This is a genomic window from Aurantiacibacter suaedae (assembly GCF_005434915.1).
Taxonomy (GTDB): Bacteria; Pseudomonadota; Alphaproteobacteria; order Sphingomonadales; family Sphingomonadaceae; genus Alteraurantiacibacter; species Alteraurantiacibacter suaedae.
In genome coordinates this window covers 903,679-922,736 of the sequence record NZ_SKCG01000002.1, presented here as the reverse complement: position 1 = coordinate 922,736, position 19,058 = coordinate 903,679, and the positions used below count along the sequence as shown (strand labels likewise).

Below are 19,058 nucleotides of genomic sequence, written 5' to 3'. Positions count from 1 at the left end.
TCAGGACTCGTTGATCACAGCCAGAAGAGCACGGTGGCTGCGAGAGCGAGGGCGGAGAAGAAGACGGTTGGGCAGCGGTCGTAGCGAGTTGCCACACGGCGCCAGTCTTTCGGTCGGCCGAACATGATCTCGATTCGGTTTCGGCGTTTGTATCGGCGCTTGTCGTATTTGACAGGCATGGAACGGGATTTGAGGCCTGGAATGCAAGGCGTGATGCCCTTTTGCTCGAGCGCATCCCTGAACCATTTGGCGTCATAGCCCCGGTCAGCCAGCATCCCCTGCGCCTTGGGTAGATCATCGAGCAGGGCTGCCGCGCCGGTGTAATCGTTGATCTGGCCTGCCGTGATGAAGAAGCTCAAAGGGCGGCCGTTGGCGTCGGCGACGGCGTGAAGCTTGGTGTTCATGCCGCCCTTGGTCCGCCCGATCAGGCGGCCGAGGCCCCCTTTTTTACCCCAAGGCTGGAAGCCGTGCGGTGGGCCTTGAGATAGGTCGCATCGATCATGACGGTCAGGGGTTCGGCTCTCTGGGCAGACAGACCCTCCATCATCCGGCCAAACACGCCCATCTCGCCCCACCGTTTCCAGCGGTTGTAGAGCGTCTTATGCGGACCGTATTCCCTGGGAGCATCACGCCAGCGCAGCCCGTTGCGATTGACGAAGATGATCCCGCTCAGCACGCGCCGGTCATCGACCCGGGGCTTGCCGTGGCTCTTGGGCAAATAGGGCAAAAGACGCACCATCTGCTCGTCTGTCAGCCAATACAGGTCGCTCATGCTCAGTCTCCTCGCGGAGCCTGGAGCCGAAGGCCTGCAGAGCACAATCACATCGCCCTCAGCCAATCAATGGTCCTGAGCCTAGTGCGCCTATCGCGATGAATTGGTGTAGACACACCCTTATGAAGCTTCGCATCCGTACAAGGTCGGCCAGGTCCTGTGCTCTGCGACAAGCGCCGCGCAATCGATGGTGGCGGCCAGCTGGTGTCGGTCCGGGCTCAAATATGGTCTTGACGCGGCCGACAATCGCAATCCCGAACTGGTTTCGGGAAGTGAGCTCACGCAGCGTCGCCAGCGCCAAGGTCTGATGCTCAACGTGGCGCGCCCGCTGCTCGACCAACTGTTCCACACCGTCGCCGCTACCGGTTGCGCGGTGATGCTGCCGGACAATGATGGCGTGATCCTCGAAGCGCGCAGCGAGGCGGGCGACCGGGAAATGTTCGAGCGCGTCGGGCTGACACCGGGAGGCAAATGGAGCGAAGACCTCGAAGGAACGAACGGGATCGGTACTTGCTTGGCTGAAAGCCGCCCAGTTACCATCCACCGCAGCGAACATTTCGCGACTCGCAACATCGGCATCAGTTGCATGGATGCGCCGGTGCGTGATGCGATGGGGCGGCTGGTCGGCGCGCTCGACATCTCGAATTGCCGTGACGATCACACTGCGCCGATGGCTGCGCTGGTGCAGAAAATCGTGCAGGATGCCGCAAAGCGTATCGAGAGCGGGGTGTTCCGTCGTTTTTTCGAAGGCCACCGTATCATCGATGCCAACTTACCCGGCGGCGACGCAGCGATGCTTGCCGTCGATCGCGACGATCTGGTGATCGGCGCCACGCATGCCGCGCGGCATCGTTTCAGCCTAACCGACGAATGCCTCACCGGCCGCCGCAGCGCGTCGGACATACTCGGCCACTGGTCAGCCGATTCTTTTCTCGACTCGGAACGGGCGGTGCTCAGGCGTGCGCTGGCCCAGGCCGATGGAAACGCGACACAGGCCGCCAAGGCGCTGGCGATAGGGCACGCGACGCTCTATCGCCGCATGGAGAAGGCGGGCCTTTCGCGCAGCTGAGCGAAGTGTCTCGCGATCTGTCTCGAAAGTGAGACATTCTTGCCAACGTCCCGCTGTCACGCCCTTTGCAACGCACGCGTTTCACGAAATCATTATCGTCACGACCGGGACGCCCGGCGAGAAAGAGAGGATGAGATCATGGACATGCAGACCAGCCCCGCGGCCGCGATGAGCGCCCCCTTCGCCGACAAGTACGACAACTTCATCGGCGGCCAATGGGTCGCACCCAAGGACGAGCGCTATTTCGACAACATCTCGTCGATCACCGGCAAGTCGGTCGGCAAGGTTGCGCGCAGCCAAGCGGCGGACATCGAAGCCGCGCTCGACGCCGCACATGCCGCTAAGGACGCTTGGGGCCGCACCAGCGCGGGCGAGCGGGCGCTGATCCTCAATCGCATCGCCGACCGGATGGAGGAGAACCTCGAAAAGATCGCCATCGCCGAGACTTGGGACAACGGCAAACCGCTGCGCGAGACGATGGCCGCCGACATCCCGCTCGCGATCGACCATTTCCGCTATTTCGCGGGCTGCATCCGTGCGCAGGAAGGCGGCATTTCGGAAATCGACCACGATACGGTCGCCTATCATTTCCACGAACCGCTCGGCGTGGTCGGCCAGATCATTCCGTGGAACTTCCCGATCCTGATGGCGGTGTGGAAGCTCGCCCCGCGCTGGCGGCGGGCAACTGCGTGGTGCTGAAGCCCGCCGAGCAGACCCCGGCCTCGATCATGGTGCTGATGGAGCTGATCGGCGACCTACTGCCCGCTGGCGTGGTCAACGTGGTCAACGGCTTTGGCGTGGAAGCGGGCAAGCCGCTCGCCAGCAGCAGCCGGATCGCCAAGATCGCTTTTACCGGCGAGACGAGCACGGGCCGCCTGATCATGCAATATGCGACCGAAAACCTGATCCCGGTCACGCTGGAGCTGGGCGGCAAGAGCCCGAACATCTTCTTCGAGGACGTGTGCCGCGAGGATGACGACTATCTCGACAAGGCAATCGAGGGCTTCGTGATGTTCGCGCTCAATCAGGGGGAGGTCTGCACCTGCCCCAGCCGCGCGCTGGTTCACGAGAGCATCTACGACCGTTTCATGGAGCGCGCGATCCAGCGCGTCGAAGCGATCAAGGCCGGCAACCCGCTGGATATGGAGACGATGATCGGGGCGCAGGCTTCGTCCGAGCAGCAGGAGAAGATCCTCTTCTACATTGACATCGGCAAGCAGGAAGGCGCTGAACTGCTGACCGGCGGCGAGGCCGCACGGTTCGAGGGCGAGATCGCGGGCGGCTATTACGTCAAGCCGACCGTGTTCCGTGGCAACAACCGGATGCGCATCTTCCAGGAGGAAATCTTCGGCCCGGTCCTCTCGGTCACGACCTTCAAGGATCAGGACGAGGCGCTGAGCCTCGCCAACGACACGCTCTACGGCCTCGGCGCAGGCGTGTGGAGCCGCGATGCCAACACCTGCTACCGCTTCGGCCGAGCGATCAAGGCCGGGCGCGTGTGGACCAACTGCTACCACGCCTATCCCGCCCATGCTGCCTTTGGCGGCTACAAGCAGTCGGGCTTTGGGCGCGAAAACCACCGCATGATGCTCGACCACTACCAGCAGACCAAGAACATGCTGGTTAGCTACAGCCCGAAGAAGCTGGGCTTCTTCTGAGGCGATGGCAGCCACAAGGGACTCGCGAACCGAAAATTCAGGAGAAATGTCATGAGCAAGACCATGGAAGCCGCGGTTGTCCGCGCTTTTGGCGAACCGCTGCAGATCGAGGAAGTGCCGGTGCCCGAAGTGCAGCCGGGCATGATCCAGGTGGCGATTCAGGCCTCGGGCGTGTGCCACACCGATCTGCATGCCGCCGAGGGTGATTGGCCGGTCAAGCCCGAGCCCCCGTTCATTCCGGGCCATGAAGGGGTGGGCTTCGTCTCTGCCGTGGGCAAGGGCGTTACCCATGTGAAGGAAGGCGACCGGGTCGGCGTGCCTTGGCTTTACACCGCCTGCGGCCATTGCACCCACTGCCTCGGCGGCTGGGAAACTCTGTGCGAAAGCCAGCTCAACACCGGCTATTCGGTCAATGGCGGCTTTGCCGACTATGTGCTGGCCGACCCCAACTATGTCGGCCACCTGCCCGACAATATCGGCTTCAACGAGATCGCGCCGGTGCTGTGCGCGGGCGTGACGGTCTACAAGGGCCTTAAGATGACCGACACCAAGCCAGGCGATGCGGTGGTTATCTCGGGCATCGGCGGGCTGGGCCACAGGGCGGTGCAATATGCGACCGCGATGGGCTTGAACGTGGTCGCGGTGGATGTGGACGATGCCAAGCTCGATTTCGCGCACAAGCTCGGGGCGGTGGAGACGGTGAACGCCCGGACCGAGGCTGATCCGGCGGCGGTGGTGAAGCGGTTGACCGGCGGCGGCGCACGCGGTGCGCTGGTGACGGCAGTGAGCGAGAAAGCGTTCGAACAGGCGGTCGGCATGATCGGGCGCGGCGGCGCCGTGGCGCTCAACGGCCTACCGCCGGGCGATTTCCCGCTCAACATCTTCGGCATGGTGCTGAACGGCATGACCGTGCGCGGCTCCATCGTTGGCACGCGGCTGGACCTTCAGGAATCGCTCGATTTCGCGGCTGACGGCAAGGTCAAGGCGACGATCTCCACCGCCAAGCTGGAAGACATCAATTCGGTGTTCGACCGGATGCACAAGGGGCAGATCGAAGGGCGTATCGTACTCGACCTGACGCAATGAGGGGCAGCGCCGCGCCGAGGCACGCGTTGAGCATGTCGGAGGCCCGAGTGGTCGACCGCGTGATCGCCACCGACGCGGCGGCACTGCTGGAACAGATCAGCGAGCGTCACGGCCCAGTGCTGGTCCACAGGTCGGGGCGCTGTGATAGCTCCAGCCCGATGGACTATCCGCGCGGCGCAGTTCGCGGCGTGGAAGCACGCGCAGCTTATCCTAGACGTCGTTGAGGGGCGAGGGGGCATGTTCAGCCTCGATAATGGAAAGGGTCGACCTTCATCGTCCGAAGCCGCGCCTATGACGAGAGGGAAATTGCCATGCTGCAAAAGGCAACAGGCTTCGCGCCATGCAGGCATCGGTTAATCAAGAGAGTGACATTCGAACGACAGGCTTAACAACCTTGCCCGTTTCTCCAGCCGTGATTGCCTCCCCGATGTTGTCCAGCGCAAAAAATTCGACCATGCGATCGAACGGGAAATCGCCAGCCCTGTAATACGCCAGCAGCTGCGGGATGAAGGCTTGAGGGTCCGCACTCCCTTCCACCACGCCGCGTATGACGCGGCCTGCGCTCATGATATGGGTCGTGTCGGCCACCACGCTGGTTTCCGGAGGGTAAGCCCCGACCAGGGCGATCTCGCCGCGCGGGGCAAGCGAGAGGATGGCGTCATTCACCACGCCAGCATTGCCAGTGGTGTCGATGATATAGTCGAACCCAGTCGAGCAAGCGGCGCTGGCGGCATGATCGGAGAAAGTGCCGTTGGCCGCGTTGACTGCGTGGGTGGCGCCCAGTTCCTTCGCGAGCGCAAGGCGGCTCTCGATAAGGTCGATGGCCACGATTGTCGAAGCCCCCGCGATCCGCGCAGCCATGATCGCGGAAAGACCCACCGCACCCGTGCCGATCACGGCAAGGCTTGATCCCGGACGGACCTGGCAGGAGTTGAGCACCGCGCCGGCACCAGTCTGGATGCCGCAGCCCAGCGGGCCGAGCATTTCAATCGGCAAGTCGGAGTCGACCTTTACCGTGTTGCGCCGATTGACCACCGCGTGGGTGGCGAAGCTGGACTGGCCAAACACGTGACTGTGCAGGCTTGCGCCGTCTGCATCCGAGAGCGAGGTGCTGCCGTCTGCGCGGCAGCCGAAGAAGTTGAGCGGAACCCATGAATGGCAATAGGCGGGCTGGTCCGCACCGCAGGACGTGCAGGATGCGCAGGACATGAATGACAGGACAACGTGGTCCCCCACGGCAAGGTCTGTCACCCCCTCCCCCACAGCCTGGACGATGCCCGACCCTTCATGGCCGAGCACAACAGGGAAGGGCACCGGCAGAAATCCGTCACGCATCACCATGTCGGTGTGACACACGCCAACGCCATGGATTTCCACCAGCACTTCATCGGCTTGGGGTTCTGCGAGGACGACCGTTTCAAGTTCGGGCCCGGCTCCCGGCGTCCGCGAAACGGCGGCCTTGATCGTGTAGGGCATGGTTGCAGTTTCTCCTGTCTGCCTCTGGTTCAGCCGAATACAACCGCGTTGAGGATGTGAGCCTGGGTGTATTCCTCCAGCTCCACTTCTCCGAGCTCCGTACCAAGGCTTGATTGCCAGGCGCCGTGGAACGGAATGGCAGGCTCGATGGCAAGGTGCTGGTTCACCCAGACTGTGCTCGTGTTGACTTCGAAAGTGGACGCACCCGCCACCAGCTCGCCATTGACGAGCAAATTGAATTTATGATCCATTCGTCAACTCCTGATCCAGGATTTCTTGTGAGAAGCCCGCCGGACGCCGTTTTCAGGCGCTCGCAACCGGTATGGAAGCGCCTTCATACGCGTCAGGGAACGGCGGTCGGGGCGTCGCGTCCATTAAGGAGAGCGGAAGCAACGCCCCTGGCGGATCAGAAGTCGAAGCCGGCGCGCACAAACCATTCCCGTGGACGGTTGTAACTGCCGAAATAGACCCCGGCAGCATCGTTGGCACCAGCCGATACCAGGAAGCGCTGGTCGGTAAGATTGGTGACACCCACGGTCACGTCCCAGAACCGGTCGGGCTCGCGGTAAGTCATGCTGGCGTTAATCACGTCGGTCGTCGGTCGCCGCAGCGACAGGTATCGCGCCACTTCGTTCCACACCGGCGTGCGGTGGGTCCAGTCGGCCAGCAGCACCAGAGCACCGCCATTCGGCAGGTCGGTTTCGTAACGGGGGCCGAAGGTGATCGACCATTCCGCGGTCTTGGGCAGCTGGCCGCCCACCACTGCGCCCAGGCGCAGGCCGGGGATCGCGCCTGCCACGTCGGGACGCGAAACGCTGGCGGATAGCGAGGAGAAGGCGGCGTCGAGGTAGCCGACCGAGGCATTCAGAGTCAGTCCGTCCACCGGGGCGGCCACAGCTTCGAACTCGATGCCTTTGATCCGGGCTGACCCGGCGTTATCGATGGTGGGCGAGGTTCCCACCTGCTGGTTCAGCTGCACGTCCTGATAATCGGTGGTGAAACCAGCCAGGTTCAGCTGCAGGCGGCGGTCAAGCAGCGTCGCCTTGACGCCCAGTTCCCAGGTTTCGGCGGTTTCCTCGTCGAAATCCGGGGCGATGTTGCCCTGCGGATTGGTGAGGCGGGTGGTCCAACCGCCCGTCTTGTAACCGCGTGAATAGCTGCCATAGACCATGAGGTCGTCCGACGGATACAGCTGCACGCCGAACCGGGGTGAGAAATTGGAGAAAGTCTTGCGGTTCACGCCCGGCACATAGACCTGCACCGGGTTGTCGGGGTTCGGATAAGACAGGGCAGCGAAGCAGGGCGGGCCGCCTGCAGCCACCGGCGGTGCCAGCGGGAAGTCTCCGAACGGATAGATCGTGCCATCGGGATCGGCGCATCCGAACAGCTTGTAGTTGCCGCCGTTCAGATCCTGCTGCCCGCCTTCGAACAGTTTCGTTTCCTCGGTGTAACGGCCGCCCACCGTAAGGCCGAGCCATTCGACGGGGCGGAAGTCCACTTGTCCGAAGAAGGCGAAGTTCTCGGTGTCGAAATTGTTGGGTCCATCGACCTGCAACAGGCCCTCATCGAAGTTGACGTAATCGTGCAGGTCACCGCTTTCTTCGAAGTAATAGGCACCCAGCACGAAGTTGAGGCGTCCATCGAGCAGGTCGCTGCCCAGCAGTTGCAATTCCTGGCTGAACTGTTCCTGGTTTTGCGAAAAGGTCAGCTCCAGCATGCTCAGCGGCGAACCGTCGAGGTCGGACCCCGCTGTCCAGTTGGTGTTGCGATAAGCGGTGATCGAACGGATCGTGATGTCCGCCGTCAGATCGAAAGTGATATCGCCGGAGATACCCCAGGCTTCCAGTTGGTTGAGCGTCGGCCCTGTGGCGTAGCTCGTGTCCGGGTCACCGGTGATAAAGCGTCCATCCCACGGCAGGCGATCGTTAAAGGGATCGCCGTCCACATTGACGCCAGCGAGCGGGGCGAGCAGGCCGCCCGGGAAGACGCTGGTACCGCGCGCGCCGCAAATGGCCGTGGCACCGCGCGCCGCGATCTCTGCCGGAGTGGAGCCGATGCAGAAGTTATAAAGGCCGGCGAATAGCACGCCGTTTTCTGCTGCGACCGGGTTAATACCCGTGCCCGGCAGCGGATTGGTGGGTGCAAAAGGGCCTGACGGGAAGGACACCGCGATCAGCGAGTTGTTCTGCCCGGAGGAATCCTGGCTGGTGTAGTCACCCGCCAGCGTGACGGTGGCGCGCTCCCCTTCCCAGCGCAGCTTGCCACGCATGCTGACAGAGCTGTCGCCGCTCTGCCGCGAGTTGGTGGAATAGTCGGCGTGGTTGAAGTTCAGGTAGTCGTCTGAATTGGCGATGGCGCGCATTTCTGCTGGCGTACCGGGATAATCGATACGGCGCTGGAAGCCCCGCCGACTGGTAACGGCACCGGTGACCGATGCGGCCAGGCCTTCTGCCAGGGGCAGATCGGCCGTGGCACGGGCGCGCAGCAGGCCAAAGCTGCCTGTCGTCAGATCACCCATCAAGCGGAAGGTGTCGCCTGGATTGTGGGTGACGATGGAAACTGCCCCACCGATGGTGTTGCGGCCGAATAGGGTGCCCTGCGGTCCGCGCAGGACTTCGATCCGCTCGACATCGGGTAGATCCTGATTGGCGCCGACCGTCCGCGCCAGATACACTCCGTCGAGGTAGATGCCGACGCCCGGATCGATGTTGAAGGCGAAATCGTCGGAGCCAATGCCACGAATAGTGGCGGACAACACCGCGGAGGAGCCCGAAAATGGCGTGCCGCCATCAAGGTTGACGTTAGGCGCCAGTGCGCCGAGCGAGGCCACATCGGTTACCGACCGTTCGCGCAAGGCTTCACCTCCGAAGGCCGAGATAGCGATCGGCACGTCCTGGACGTTTTCGGACCGCTTCTGCGCGGTCACGATAATGGTCTGGATCCCGCCTTCGGGCTGGGCTTCGGTCGCCGCGGCATCGTCCTGTGCCAAGGCGATTTGCGGTGCCAATGCCGTGGCCATGACAAGCGCAGTGGTCGTGAAAAATCGAGTCTGCATCCTAACCTCCCAAGTTATGGAGGCGGCACTGCCAGTCCTGCGGCAGCCGGGTTAGGACGGACGCGCGGATATGCGGACGAATACGCAGCAGGCGCTGCTCAAAAGCCCATCAGTTGCAGGATCGGTATTCGCTCGGGCTGATCCCGAAATGCTGGGCGAAGCGGCGGGCGAAGTAGGACGGATCCGAAAAACCGCAGGCGTCAGCGACATCGGCGATGCTGGCACCGGAATGCTTTCGCAGCAGTTGCGTGGCGCGCTGCAACCGCTGGCGCAGGATCATGGTGTTGAGCGTCGTCCCGGCGCGGGCAGCCACATCCTGCAGCGTACGCAGCGGAATGCCAAGGTCCGCCGCCAGCGAGGACGGGCGAAGGGTGTAATCATCGAGCCGGGCACCGATGGCATCTTCCAGCTGGGCCAAGGTGCGATCGGCTGCCGGACGCAGGGTGCCGGCCGGTTCAGAAAGGCAGGCGATGGTCATGTCCAGCAGGATATTGGCATGGACGGTGCTTTGCCCCGGCGGCAGGTCTTCGCGCCCCTCCTGCCACAGCGAATCCATGTAGCGACGGATGATGCGCGTGCCGGGCAGGCCTGCGCGGATCGGACGGGCCACGTGCTCTTCGAATGTGGGCAGCCGATCAAGTGCGGTCGCGCCGTCGAACTCCACCACCATCATTTCATGGTTCGTGGCGGCGTTGAAGCGATAATACTCTTCCGCCGCGCAGATCACCAGATCGCCCGGCCCCAGCATCGATTTCCGTCCGCGCTGTTCCATCTCGATCTGGCCTTGAGTCGTCATGTGCATCAGGAAGGTGCGCTTGGTGGAGCTGGTGCGGCCGCATTCGTGGCGGACGATCATGGCCGGACGCGAGCGTGGGCGCACGATCCGGAAGGCATCGCTCTGCCAGACGCCAAGGCTGGCATTGAAGGGGCCGTCCACACCATCGATGCTCATGCCGTCGTAGGTAGACCCGATCAGCTCGTTCCAGAAATCCAGCCGCTCGCGCGGTTCATGGTCGCGGGTCGAGATGATGCTTAGCAATTGCTCACCGCCTTTCCTCTTTCCCCTGGCCTGCCGTCGCTTGCGGCACTGACACTTCGGTTGCTTCTAATAGGGTTTTCGCATGCACGAGTCGAGATAGGTCCGCCCGGAGCGCCGAGCCCTAGGCTCAGGACCCATTGATTGGATTGATAGGGTGTGATTCAGGCTTCGCAAGGAGGCTGATCTCGTGCAGCATTACCAAACAATCGATTGGTCGCGTCGCTGATTTCCTGCCCAAGCTGGAAGCCGCAGCGGAGGTACAGGGCTTCAAGCTCAAACATGATGATGAGCCCAGTCGCTTCTCGGACGGAACGCAGACGGTCTAAATCGAGATCACGGAAAGTTGTACACGGGAAAAGCACGAGCTTACCCCGAAAGAGAAGGCTCAACGGGCCGCCTAAGAGAAGCGGAGCGAGAGGCGCGGCTGGCGCTATGTCCATGGCGACCCTCAGACTCATTCAGAAGCGTTGATGCCGTCGCACGCAGACCATGAGCAGTGACTTCTTCCTTCGAAAAGCCCATGCGACGGAAAGCGGCATTGAGCGTATTCTCGCTCATAGGACGCTTGGAGCTTCTGGCAGACGGGAACACGTATCCCTCATAGCCGAGCAACTCAGCAAGGTCGGTGAGATGCCCGACAACCTGCTTCGAGAGTGGGACTGCGTACGGACGGCGCGCTTTCATCTTCCCGGTAGGAATTTTCATGACACCATCGATAAGGTCGAAATCGTGCCTCTCAGCGTGCCTGAGTTCACCGGTCCGCGTAAATGCACGCGGAACGATCTGCAAGGCGAACTTCGTGACAATGTAGCCGGTGTAGTCGTCGATAACTCGTAGCAGCCCGCCCAGTTCGCTGGCCTCCAAGATTGCCGCGTAGTGTGTGGCTCGCAGCGTTACGAGAGCGCCCTTCAGCATGCTGGTTGGATCGGCTTTGCAACGGGTCGTTGCGATACGCGGCCTGCGAACGACCGGCACTTCTTCGCAGTCTCGTGCTTGCCAGTGGCTTCCAGCCGTTTGAGCGGAGCCGGGACTTCGAATGGCTCAATCTCGTTGATGAGTCTGTTCCCGATGGCAGGGGCAAGCTTGTCGAGGAAATAGTTGGCCTTGACGATCGTGCCATCGGCTCGGCCGTTCTGGACCATCATCTGTTCAATATACTCACGTGCGACTGCCTCGAACGTCTGTGCAGAAAGGAACTCGGCGCGGATTTTCCGCTTCCGCTTCTCAAATGCAGGGTCGCCCTCAGAAGCAACGGTTCGTCGTGCCTCGTAGGCCGCGCCTCGCGCTTGCGTGAGGCTGATGTCGGGATAGCTGCCGATGCAGAGCTTCTTTTGCGCACCGCCGATCCGGTATCGAAATCGCCAAAGCTTGCTGCCGGTCGGCGTGACCTCAACATATAGGCCGCGCTCATCGGTTACCTTGTACGGTTTATCTTTGGGCTTGAGTGCGCGGAGGCGAGTATCTGTCAGCGGCATGTGGGGGCCTTTTTATCTGGGCCTTTGCGAAACGGCCTCAAAAGGCCCACAAAAGTGTCTGGAACCCCCGAGAACAGGCGGGACGATCCGGAACGATCTAAGGGCCAAATCCCTAGGATTTCTGCGGGTTTTATAGATTATTTGGGAGAACGTGAGAAGAACAAATGGTGCCCAGAAGAGGACTCGAACCTCCACGCCCTTGCGAGCGCCGCCACCTGAAGACGGTGCGTCTACCAATTCCGCCATCTGGGCACACATCGAATGCGGATCATCCAAGGTCCGCATCGGGTAGGCCGGCGCCGATAGGGCACTGCGGCCAGGCTTGTCAATTCGATTGAGCCTCTGAGGCGCATTTTCTTCTCGTCTCCCTAGGGCGACGCCTCATCTCCCTTGTTGCCCGCAGCCCCCTACCTCGCTTAAAGGCTGGTCAAACAGCCTCAATCGCTCCGCGCAAAGGAACCAGACGCATGGCAAATTACGGCCCGCTCGAAGACAAGCTCGTCGTCCTCATCGGCGGGAGCGGCTTTATCGGCCGGCAGGTCGCGCAGGATCTGCTTGAGCGTGGCGCACGGCTGCGGATTGCCGCGCGAAATCCTGAAAAGGCTTTCGACCTCAAGCCGCTTGCAAACCTCGGCCAGATCCAGTTTGCCCGCTGCAACGCGGCCGATAAGGCGAGCGTGGAAGCCTGCGTCACGGGCGCCGATGCGGTGGTCTATCTCGTCGGCACCTTCGGTAAGAACCAGCGCGCCTTGCAGGCAACCGGCGCCGGTGTTGCCGCGGCCGCAGCCAAGGCTACAGGCGCGGAAAGCTTCGTCTATGTCTCGGCGATCGGCGCCGATGCGCAGAGCGAAACCGGCTATTATCGCACCAAGGGCGAAGGCGAGCAGTTGGTACTCGAAGCCTTCCCGCAGGCCGCCATCCTGCGCCCTTCGGCGGTGTTCGGAGAGGAAGGCGGCTTTGTGCCAATGTTTGCACAATTGGTGCAATCGATGCCGGTGCTGCCGGTGTTCGGTGCCGAATCGAAACTTCAGCCCGTGTGGGTCGCCGACCTTGCCGAGGCCATTGGCAATGCCCTCGCCGCGCCTGCCACCCATGGCGGGAAGACCTACGAGGTCGCCGGGCCCGTCCAGATGACGATGGAGGAGATTAACCGCTCCATCGCCAAGACGCAGCAGCGCGATCCGATCTTGTTCGCGATGCCAGATGCCCTCGCGCGGTTCATCGCCTCCATGCCGCTCGCGCCGATCAATGGCGACCAGCTGGCAATGCTTGAAAAGGGCAATGTGGCCGGCGACACGCTGCCGGGGATCGACGCTCTCGGGGTCACGGCCAAGCCGCTGTCGCTGTTTCTCGACAAGTGGATGACCCGCTATCGCAAGCACGGCCGCTTTACCGCCCAGCGCAAGCCCGCCTGAGCCTGGTGCCTGCCTGCGCGACTAGGTATATTTGACTAGAGAGCGCTTCAGTCATCATACTTAATGGCTGGTTAAAGCCGTCGGAAACCACGGGAAAACTGCGCCTTTTCTGCGTAGGCACCTGGATAGCCGATAGGGGGCCTGCATGAGCAGGAGCGAAGATCAGCTGGTAAGGGCATGGGCGTGCAACGCGCAGTCGCACCGGCCCTGTGCAAGGCGCGCGCGATGAAGGCTGTGATCCTTGCAGGCGGCTTCGGCTCGCGCATTTCCGAAGAGACCACGATTAAGCCCAAGCCGCTGGTCGAGATCGGTGAGAAGCCGATCATCTGGCATATCATGAAGACCTATGCCCACCACGGCATCAACGAGTTCATCGTCTGCGCGGGCTACAAGGGCTACATGCTCAAGGAGTATTTCGCCAACCTCTTCGTGCATCACAACGACATCACCATCGACCTGAAAACCGGCCGGATCGAGCATCATCATGCCGACGAGGTCGACTGGAAAGTCACCGTGGTCGATACAGGCCGCGACACGATGACCGGCGGGCGGTTGCGCCGCGTGGCACGCTATCTCGATCCGGATGAGCCATTCTGCCTTACCTATGGTGACGGCCTCGGCGATATCGACCTGACCGCCGAAATCGCCTTTCACCATGCTCATGGTCTGGACGCCACGATGTGCGCAGTGGTGCCGCCGGGCCGCTTCGGCGTAGCCAATATCGAGGGCGGGCGCGTCACCGCCTTCGTCGAGAAACCGGCGGTCTCGAACCAGCGGATCAACGGCGGGTTTTTTGTGCTCAATCCGAGCGTGCTGGGCCTGATCGATGGCGATGCAACCGTGTGGGAAGGCAAGCCGCTCCAGCATCTGTGCCAGACGGGCCAACTCGCCGCCTACGAGCACGACGGGTTCTGGCAGCCGATGGATACGCTGCGCGAGAAGATGCAGTTCGAAGACCTGTGGAACAGCGGGAGGGCACCGTGGAAGGTCTGGACCTGACCGCGTTCTGGCAGCGCCGCCGCGTGCTTGTGACCGGGCACACCGGGTTCAAGGGCGCATGGCTGTGCCTGTGGCTGGAACGGCTGGGGGCCGAGGTGACCGCCGTGGCGCTCGAACCGCAAAGCGAGCCTTCGCTTTTCGATCTGGCCGGGCCGGTCACCGCCGAAAGCAATTTCGCCGATATTGTCGATGGCGAAAGGCTCGCAGAAATCACGCGCAGGGCTCAGCCCGAGATTGTGCTCCATCTGGCTGCGCAGGCGCTGGTGCGCCCCTCCTATGCCGATCCGGCGGGCACCTTTGCCACCAACATCATGGGCACGGTCAACCTGCTCGAAGCCGTGCGACAAGTGCCTTCGGTGCGCACCGTACTGGTGGTCACTTCCGACAAGGTTTACGCCAACGACGGCGCGGGCCGTCCCTTCGACGAAGGCGACCGACTGGGCGGCCACGATCCCTACTCCGCCTCCAAGGCCTGCGCCGAACTGGTCTGCCAGAGCTATGCCAAGAGCTTCTTCGGCGATGGCCGCGTTGCGCTGGCGACGGCGCGCGCCGGCAATGTGATCGGCGGCGGCGACTGGGCGCAGGACCGGCTTGTGCCCGATATCGTGCGCGCGCTCGGCCAAGGTCGGCCCGCCGAGCTGCGCTACCCCCAAGCGGTGCGCCCATGGCAGCATGTGCTGGAGCCGCTGTCCGGCTATCTCGCATATGCGCAAGCGCTGTACGAGCGCACCCGCGACATGCCCGAAACGCTCAACTTCGGTCCCGATGCCAGCGACTTTGCTACCGTGGCCGAGCTGGCCGAGCAACTGGGCCATCGCTTCGGCGTGAACGACATCTGGAAACAGGCCCCCGGCGAGCACCCGGCCGAGGCCCCGGTTCTCACCCTCACCTCGCACCGCGCCGGCGAAGTGCTCGGCTGGCACCCCCGGCTCGACCGCGCCGCAACCGTCGCGTGGACCGCAAACTGGTACGACGCCCACCGCCAGGGCGCGGATATGCGCAAGTTTACCCTTTCCCAGATCGCAGCCTACGAGGAGCTGATGCATGACCACGCGTCCATGCCGGTTTTGCCGAGCGCCGGTTGACCAGCCCTTCGTCGACCTCGGCGCGACCCCGCTTGCCAATTCCTATCTGACCGAGGAGCAGCTCGATCAGCCCGAGCCAAGCTATCCGCTGCGCGCCTTCGTCTGCGGGGAATGCTGGCTGGTGCAGGCCGACAGCTTCGTAGCCCCCGAACACATCTTCTCCGACTACGCCTATTTCTCGTCCTACTCCGATAGCTGGGTCGAGCACGCGCGGCGCTTCACCGTGATGGCGCGCGAACGCTTCGGGCTTGGCGAGCAATCGCAGGTGATCGAGGTCGCCAGCAACGATGGCTACCTGCTCAAGCATTTCGTCGCAGCGGGCGTGCCGGTCCTCGGCATCGAGCCTGCCGCCAATGTCGCCGAGGTTGCGCGCGAAGCCGGTGTGCCGACCGAGGCGCGCTTCTTCGGGCTGGAAACCGCCCGCGATCTGACGGCGCGCGGCCTCGCTGCCGATCTGGTAGTCGGCAACAACGTGCTCGCCCACGTGCCCGACATCAACGATTTCGTCGGCGGCCTTACCGCAGTGTTAAAGCCCGATGGCGTCGTCAGCGTCGAGTTCCCGCACCTGTTGCAGCTGATCGAAGGGGTGCAGTTCGACACCGTCTATCACGAGCATTTCTACTACCTGTCGCTGCTGGCGGTGGAGCGGGTGTTTGCCGTGCACGGCCTCAGGGTGTTCGACGTCGAGGAACTGCCCACCCACGGCGGCAGCTTGCGCCTGTTCGCCTGCCGCGATGCTAGCGAGGCCCATCCGGCCTGCCCCGGCCTCGCCAAGGTCCGCGCCGACGAGGCGGAGGCCGGGCTCGACCAGCTCGCAACCTATGCCGCGTTCCAGAGCCGCATCGCCCCTGTTCGCGAGGGCCTGCAGAGCTTCCTCAAGGGGGCCGCGCGCGAGGGCAAGACAGTCGCCGCCTATGGCGCCGCTGCAAAAGGCAACACTTTGCTCAACTTCTGCGGCGTCAGCGCGGAGCAGATCACCTATGTGGTCGACCGCAGTCCGGCCAAGCAGGGGCGCTACCTGCCCGGCAGCCGCATCCCGGTGCTGCCGCCTGAAACGCTGGCCGAAACGCGGCCCGACTATGTGCTGATCCTGCCCTGGAACCTGCGCGACGAGGTCATGGCATCAATGGCCGAGGTGCGAAGCTGGGGCGGCAAGTTCGCCGTCGCAGTGCCAGAGATGGCGGTGCTGGAATGATTTTTCACGCGACCGCCATCGCCGGGGCCTTCGAGGTCGAGCCCGAGATGCTGCAGGACGAGCGCGGCACCTTCGCGCGCACCTTCTGCGCCGAAATCTTCGCCGAGCGCGGCCTCGTGGCACAATGGCAGCAGTGCAATATCTCCACCAACCCCAAGCGCGGCACCCTGCGCGGGATGCACTGGCAGGCCGAACCGCACGGCGAGGCCAAGCTGGTGCGCGCCACGCGCGGGCGGGTCTATGACGTCGCGCTCGATCTGCGCCCTGCCTCGCCGAGCTATCGCAACTGGGCCGCGGTCGAGCTGGACGAGCGCCGCGCCAATGCCTTCTACATCCCCGCCGGCTGCGCCCACGGCTTCCTCACGCTCGAGGATGACAGCGCGCTGTTCTACCAGATGAGCACCCCCTACGTGCCCGGTGCCGCACGCTGCCTGCGCTGGGACGATCCCGCCTTTGCCATCGACTGGCCGATGCCGCCCGCCGTGATCGGCGCGCGCGACGCCGCCTGCCCTGACTTTACCGAAGAGGTAACCGCATGACCCAGCCCAAGCTCTCTATCTGCATCCCGACCTACAACCGTGCGCCCTATCTCGAAAAGGCGCTGGCCTGTCTGGCGCAGGCGCAGTGGCCCTTCGCGCACGAAATCGTGATTTCGGACAATGCCTCCACCGATTCCACCGCCGAGGTGGTCGAGCGCTTTATCGCGCAAGGGTTGCCGATCCGCTATCTGCGCTGTCCGGTGAACGCCGGCCCCGGCCCCAATCTCACCAATGCCATTCGCCACGCGCAAGGCGACTACATGATCTATCAGGGCGATGACGACCTGCTGATCCTGCCGCGCATCGCCGAGGTGGTGGCCTTTCTCGATGCCAACCCCGACGTCAGCGCGGCACACGCGCCGTGGTATCTTCACGACGAGGTCAACCGCGTCGATACCCGCAAGTTCTACGAAGTGGCCGAGGACACCAAATTCGCTCAGGGCGATTTCCTCTCGGTGTTCGAGTTCCTGTTTCAGGGCCATGTCTTCCCGGAGATCGCGATCTACCGAATGGACGCGGTGCGCTCCGCCTTCGTGCCTAGCCACTTCTGCTTCTGGCCCTTCGTCTATCTCGCGCACTTCCTCGATGCGGGCGCAGTCGCTTTCCTGAAGGAGCCGTTTTACCGCTCGGTCACCGCCTCCACCGTCGCGCCCGAACGGGCGCAGGCGGGCATGGACGATGTCATGTCATCATGGGATCTCTATCGCGGCGGGCTCGAATACTTCCTCCACTTTGGCGCAGCGCGCGGTCAGCTCTCGATGGGGGAAGAGGCGCGCGCGATCTACGCCAAGATGTGCCAGATCTTCACCGCACTGCGGATGTCGGTCGCCGTGCGGCTGTGGGTAGCCCGGCACGATTATGTGCGCGCCTACGAGCTTTACACCCGCATGGTCATCGCCGGACAGGGCGAGCACCCGAGCCTTGGCGATCTCAAGGACCGGCTGCCTGTCATGGTCGGCCTGCAACGCCTTGCCTATGCTGTGAGCGCCGTACCCGAGATCACGCACCTGGTGCTCAGCGACACGCAGGACGTGGCGCACATCGCCGAGCTGCTCACCAGCATGGGCTTGCGCGACAACGTGGAAGTCGTGGCCGATGGCGGCTCTGCGGACCCTTCAACGACCGCCGTACTCGCTTCAAGCGCCGAGCGCGCCGACGAGTTCATCGAACGCGGCCATCCGCGCGGGTTCGTTTTCCTTGAGCAGGAACTGCTGGGGAACGTGGTGGTCTAGCGGCAGCCCCCCTCGATCTGCGAGAGACACTCCCGCCAGTTCGCAAATCGGTCGGCGAAGCGGGCGCGGAAGGCCTCGCGCTGCGAATTGATGTGATGCAGCTTGGTTTCCGCAATCTGGGCGACGAGATTTGCAACCGGCTCAAGCTGATTGCTCTTCTCTGCGGCCAGTGACGGCAGCACCGCGGTGCCGAACAGATATTGCTGCGCGTGCAATGTCTCGATGTCCTGCGCGCTGCTGCGCTGGTTGCGGACAATCGTAATCTGGCCCGATGCAAGACCGGCTTCGATTTGCCGCAGAACGTCGTCCCCCACACCCGCCGTTTCGAGAATGCGGCGACCGGCAAAGCCCTGTGCAAAGTCCGACAGTTCCCAGCAATCCAGCGTGATCGCCGGATCCACGGCTGCCAGATAATCGCGAAACTCGCGAAAAACTGTTGCGTAATTGAAGGCATAGGCGACAGGCACAAGCCCCTGCCAAGACGTCCAGAAGCTGCCTTGGCGAAGTGCCGCATTGGCCGCCTGCTCGAAGCTGATCGGAAACCACTTGGCCGCTTCGGCATAGATCGATTCGAAATAATCGAACGGGTCACGGACCGAGAAGACGTAGCGGACCTCCTCCGCCCCGCGTTCGCGGAAGGCAAATGCGATACCGACGCCATAGACCTTCTGGCACAGCATATTCTGGAAGTGTTCGCTCGATATCAGCAGCGTCGTTGCGCTGCGGGCTTGGGCGTCGGCCATCACGCGGTCGACCCAGGCATAGTCATCGACGTAGGCCCGCTCGGCGAAGTCGCGGTGGCCGAGCACCGCAGGGGGATAGTAAACCCCGTGATCGGCCAGTGCGGGGCCAATGCGATGCATCAGTGTCTGGAAAGCGGTGGAACCGTTCTTCGCGCACCCTGCGTGGATAATGACCTTCAAACTATGTCCCCGTAGGCCTTCGGCAAAGCCATCAAGCTGA

General features: G+C 62.9%; 16 protein-coding genes, 1 tRNA gene and 2 pseudogenes. 10 read left to right on the top strand and 9 right to left on the bottom strand.

Annotated elements, in window-relative coordinates; translation table 11 throughout:
* Nucleotides 1-14: 14 nt before the first annotated feature.
* Nucleotides 15-772, bottom strand: a protein-coding gene (locus E0473_RS10800) for an IS5 family transposase (protein WP_137680837.1) whose coding sequence is annotated in 2 segments (ribosomal slippage) — nt 15-451 and nt 451-772 — 759 coding nt in all. Because the reading frame shifts where the segments join, the coding sequence is not laid out codon by codon here.
* A 187-nt stretch (nt 773-959) separates the two neighbouring features.
* Between E0473_RS10800 and E0473_RS10795 the strand changes: the two genes are divergently transcribed.
* The 4 genes and pseudogenes from E0473_RS10795 (at nt 960) to E0473_RS10780 (ending at nt 4,942) form a co-directional block, all read left to right on the top strand.
* Nucleotides 960-1,841 carry a GAF domain-containing protein gene (locus E0473_RS10795; protein ID WP_137680836.1) on the top strand — a complete coding sequence of 294 codons (882 nt, stop codon included), beginning with the start codon at nt 960-962 and terminating at the stop codon, nt 1,839-1,841.
* 138 nt (nt 1,842-1,979) lie between these two features.
* A pseudogene (adh, locus tag E0473_RS10790) lies at nt 1,980-3,499 on the top strand (aldehyde dehydrogenase).
* 51 nt (nt 3,500-3,550) lie between these two features.
* Nucleotides 3,551-4,585, top strand: a complete 1,035-nt coding sequence (locus E0473_RS10785) for a zinc-dependent alcohol dehydrogenase (RefSeq protein WP_137680835.1) — start codon at nt 3,551-3,553, stop codon at nt 4,583-4,585.
* A pseudogene (locus tag E0473_RS10780) lies at nt 4,582-4,942 on the top strand (DUF779 domain-containing protein). Before E0473_RS10785 ends, E0473_RS10780 begins: the two are co-directional and overlap by 4 nt.
* Here E0473_RS10780 and E0473_RS10775 read toward each other — a convergent pair.
* The 7 genes from E0473_RS10775 to E0473_RS10750 all read right to left on the bottom strand — a co-directional run bounded on the left by E0473_RS10775 (nt 4,943) and on the right by E0473_RS10750 (nt 11,882).
* On the bottom strand, nt 4,943-6,061 hold the full coding sequence (locus E0473_RS10775) for an NAD(P)-dependent alcohol dehydrogenase (RefSeq protein WP_137680834.1): 1,119 nt from the start codon (nt 6,059-6,061) through the stop codon (nt 4,943-4,945). It lies immediately after the preceding pseudogene.
* A gap of 29 nt (nt 6,062-6,090) precedes the next feature.
* The gene (locus E0473_RS10770; protein WP_137680833.1) at nt 6,091-6,312 is read right to left on the bottom strand and encodes an aldehyde dehydrogenase family protein; all 222 of its coding nucleotides are present in this window, start codon (nt 6,310-6,312) and stop codon (nt 6,091-6,093) included.
* A gap of 155 nt (nt 6,313-6,467) precedes the next feature.
* Complete coding sequence (locus tag E0473_RS10765) at nt 6,468-9,116, bottom strand: TonB-dependent receptor (protein ID WP_241657450.1); 2,649 nt, start codon at nt 9,114-9,116, stop codon at nt 6,468-6,470.
* A 109-nt stretch (nt 9,117-9,225) separates the two neighbouring features.
* Nucleotides 9,226-10,155, bottom strand: coding sequence for a helix-turn-helix domain-containing protein (locus E0473_RS10760; protein ID WP_137680832.1), 930 nt, complete (start codon nt 10,153-10,155; stop codon nt 9,226-9,228).
* A 366-nt stretch (nt 10,156-10,521) separates the two neighbouring features.
* Nucleotides 10,522-11,070, bottom strand: a complete 549-nt coding sequence (locus E0473_RS15625; protein WP_241657449.1) for a tyrosine-type recombinase/integrase — start codon at nt 11,068-11,070, stop codon at nt 10,522-10,524.
* A complete protein-coding gene (locus tag E0473_RS15620) occupies nt 11,064-11,630 on the bottom strand; it encodes a tyrosine-type recombinase/integrase (RefSeq protein WP_241657448.1) in 567 nt (188 codons plus the stop codon). The genes E0473_RS15625 and E0473_RS15620 overlap by 7 nt, the downstream gene beginning before the upstream one ends.
* Before the next feature lie 165 nt (nt 11,631-11,795).
* Nucleotides 11,796-11,882, bottom strand: a tRNA-Leu gene (locus E0473_RS10750).
* 215 nt (nt 11,883-12,097) lie between these two features.
* Here E0473_RS10750 and E0473_RS10745 point away from each other — a divergent pair.
* The 6 genes from E0473_RS10745 (at nt 12,098) to E0473_RS10720 (ending at nt 18,095) form a co-directional block, all read left to right on the top strand.
* The gene (locus E0473_RS10745; RefSeq protein WP_137680831.1) at nt 12,098-13,045 is read left to right on the top strand and encodes a complex I NDUFA9 subunit family protein; all 948 of its coding nucleotides are present in this window, start codon (nt 12,098-12,100) and stop codon (nt 13,043-13,045) included.
* Nucleotides 13,046-13,270: 225 nt separating this feature from the next.
* Nucleotides 13,271-14,044: a glucose-1-phosphate cytidylyltransferase gene (gene rfbF / locus E0473_RS10740; RefSeq protein ID WP_137680830.1), complete on the top strand. Its 774-nt coding sequence runs from the start codon at nt 13,271-13,273 to the stop codon at nt 14,042-14,044.
* Entirely contained in the window at nt 14,026-15,129 is a 1,104-nt protein-coding gene (gene rfbG / locus E0473_RS10735) for a CDP-glucose 4,6-dehydratase (RefSeq protein ID WP_206663434.1), read from the top strand. Before rfbF ends, rfbG begins: the two co-directional genes overlap by 19 nt.
* Nucleotides 15,089-16,324 (top strand): class I SAM-dependent methyltransferase, encoded by a 1,236-nt coding sequence (locus E0473_RS10730; protein ID WP_137680829.1) that lies wholly within the window; start codon nt 15,089-15,091, stop codon nt 16,322-16,324. The genes rfbG and E0473_RS10730 overlap by 41 nt, the downstream gene beginning before the upstream one ends.
* Nucleotides 16,321-16,863 (top strand): dTDP-4-dehydrorhamnose 3,5-epimerase, encoded by a 543-nt coding sequence (rfbC, locus tag E0473_RS10725; RefSeq protein WP_137680828.1) that lies wholly within the window; start codon nt 16,321-16,323, stop codon nt 16,861-16,863. The genes E0473_RS10730 and rfbC overlap by 4 nt, the downstream gene beginning before the upstream one ends.
* A complete protein-coding gene (locus E0473_RS10720; protein ID WP_137680827.1) occupies nt 16,860-18,095 on the top strand; it encodes a glycosyltransferase family 2 protein in 1,236 nt (411 codons plus the stop codon). The genes rfbC and E0473_RS10720 overlap by 4 nt, the downstream gene beginning before the upstream one ends.
* Here the strand turns inward: E0473_RS10720 and E0473_RS10715 are convergent.
* A complete protein-coding gene (locus E0473_RS10715; RefSeq protein WP_137680826.1) occupies nt 18,092-19,018 on the bottom strand; it encodes a hypothetical protein in 927 nt (308 codons plus the stop codon). The two genes, E0473_RS10720 and E0473_RS10715, sit on opposite strands and share 4 nt — an antisense overlap.
* Between the last annotated feature and the right edge of the window lie 40 nt (nt 19,019-19,058).

Excerpts from the sequence above, each read along its gene's own strand:
- E0473_RS10795 (WP_137680836.1), top strand. The coding sequence starts at position 960 with ATGGTGGCGGCCAGCTGGTGTCGGTCCGGGCTCAAATATGGTCTTGAC.
- E0473_RS10785 (WP_137680835.1), top strand. The coding sequence starts at position 3,551 with ATGAGCAAGACCATGGAAGCCGCGGTTGTCCGCGCTTTTGGCGAACCG.
- E0473_RS10775 (WP_137680834.1), bottom strand. The coding sequence starts at position 6,061 with ATGCCCTACACGATCAAGGCCGCCGTTTCGCGGACGCCGGGAGCCGGG.
- E0473_RS10770 (WP_137680833.1), bottom strand. The coding sequence starts at position 6,312 with ATGGATCATAAATTCAATTTGCTCGTCAATGGCGAGCTGGTGGCGGGT.
- E0473_RS10765 (WP_241657450.1), bottom strand. The coding sequence starts at position 9,116 with ATGCAGACTCGATTTTTCACGACCACTGCGCTTGTCATGGCCACGGCA.
- E0473_RS15625 (WP_241657449.1), bottom strand. The coding sequence starts at position 11,070 with ATGCTGAAGGGCGCTCTCGTAACGCTGCGAGCCACACACTACGCGGCA.
- E0473_RS15620 (WP_241657448.1), bottom strand. The coding sequence starts at position 11,630 with ATGCCGCTGACAGATACTCGCCTCCGCGCACTCAAGCCCAAAGATAAA.
- E0473_RS10745 (WP_137680831.1), top strand. The coding sequence starts at position 12,098 with ATGGCAAATTACGGCCCGCTCGAAGACAAGCTCGTCGTCCTCATCGGC.
- rfbF (WP_137680830.1), top strand. The coding sequence starts at position 13,271 with ATGAAGGCTGTGATCCTTGCAGGCGGCTTCGGCTCGCGCATTTCCGAA.
- E0473_RS10730 (WP_137680829.1), top strand. The coding sequence starts at position 15,089 with ATGACCACGCGTCCATGCCGGTTTTGCCGAGCGCCGGTTGACCAGCCC.
- rfbC (WP_137680828.1), top strand. The coding sequence starts at position 16,321 with ATGATTTTTCACGCGACCGCCATCGCCGGGGCCTTCGAGGTCGAGCCC.
- E0473_RS10720 (WP_137680827.1), top strand. The coding sequence starts at position 16,860 with ATGACCCAGCCCAAGCTCTCTATCTGCATCCCGACCTACAACCGTGCG.